A 1,426-nucleotide genomic window follows, 5' to 3' on the forward strand; every position below is an offset into this window, starting at 1 on the left:
TTCTCTTTCTGTAAATAGTTTTTTTGTCATTTTCAACATTCTCCGATCTCAATTTTCCTTTTATTATACAAGAAATACCCTATAGAATAGACTTTTTTCAAGTGTCTATTCTATAGGGTACATTTTATATATAAGGTATCTTTTTAACATTTCAATTATATAAATCATACTGTTTAACAGTCTCTATTCTCCACCTTGTTACCTTTTAATAGATTACATAACTTTTGCTTATCCGCCCATCCTACTCCGATTAAAACTAAACTCGCTCCCATTATTACTCTCCATGTCAGAGATTCATTTAATAGAATAATTGAAGTAACAATACTTATTAATGGTAATGCATTTAAATATAATCCGCTTACTGATGCTGAAACTCTCTCTAGCGCTTTATTCCAAAACCAATATGCTAAAATTGTTGCTCCAATAACAAGGTATATTACACTAAGTCCCGTTTTCCAAGTTTCAACCTTTGGGAGACCGTAATAAAAAATTTCTACCAGTGCAAACGGTAAGAGAATAACAGCTCCAATAATTAAAGTTAATGTTGTAAAAACCTCGTTTGATAAATACTGTTCTTGTTTTGGCCGTTTTAGCACAACTGTGTAGAAAGCAAATAGAAAAGTACTTAATAATATCAGTATATCTCCTATTAAAGACACTTCTTGATTAGCACTTTTAGATGGAATCGTAATAAAGAGTACTCCTATAGCCCCCAATATAATTCCTATCCAATAATTCAATCGAATGTTCTCTTTCAAAAAGAGTGCTGAAAAAAGAATTGTAACTAATGGTAATGCAGCATCTATAATACTCACATGTAATCCACTGGTTAAAGAAATACCGTAGGATGTAAACATAAAATAACCAGCTACACCGGTAAAAGCTAACAAACTCATTCTTTTCCATGGAACTTTTTTATGTACAACTGATTTTTGTAGTTGCTTAAATGAGAATAGCATACAAATTCCACCTGCAAAGAAAAGACGAATAAACAACAAAGTAAACGGCTGAATAGATTCTAACGCCCATTTTGTTGGCGCAATGGCTGTGCCCCATAATATAACAGCCACTAATAACATGCATATTTCTTTCATAATCCCCCACACCCATCAAAAATATATGTTAACTACCTTAATTATAGATTTTTTCTAATGTAAAATCCTTTAAAAACAAAAAAGGTTATGTTAAAAGAGCTAGATTGCTACTTTTCATATAACCTTTTTATATAAGATCACAAACATTCTTGTTACATCTGGACTATATTCTTATAAAGGTAATTCTTACCTTTAAATTTAAAATAATAAAAATAAACACAAAAAAACCTAAGTCGAAACGACTTAGGTTTTTGCTTGGCGACGTCCTACTCTCACAGGGACAAGGTCCCAACTACCATCGGCGCTAGAGAGCTTAACTTCCGTGTTCGGTA

At 31.8% G+C, this 1,426-nt stretch carries 1 protein-coding gene and 1 rRNA gene; both read right to left on the reverse strand.

What is annotated here, in order from left to right; translation table 11 throughout:
- Window positions 1–173 precede the first annotated feature (173 nt).
- Entirely contained in the window at window positions 174–1,094 is a 921-nt protein-coding gene (locus D1166_RS30855) for a DMT family transporter (protein ID WP_097856723.1), read from the reverse strand.
- A 253-nt stretch (window positions 1,095–1,347) separates the two neighbouring features.
- Window positions 1,348–1,426: ribosomal RNA gene (gene rrf, locus D1166_RS32465) — 5S ribosomal RNA — on the reverse strand; the annotation flags it as partial.

The organism is Bacillus sp. ISO11 (assembly GCF_003458115.1).
GTDB classification, from domain to species: Bacteria; Bacillota; Bacilli; order Bacillales; family Bacillaceae_G; genus Bacillus_A; species Bacillus_A cereus.

Coding starts and splice junctions, on each gene's coding strand:
- D1166_RS30855 (WP_097856723.1), bottom strand. CDS start 1,094: ATGAAAGAAATATGCATGTTATTAGTGGCTGTTATATTATGGGGCACA.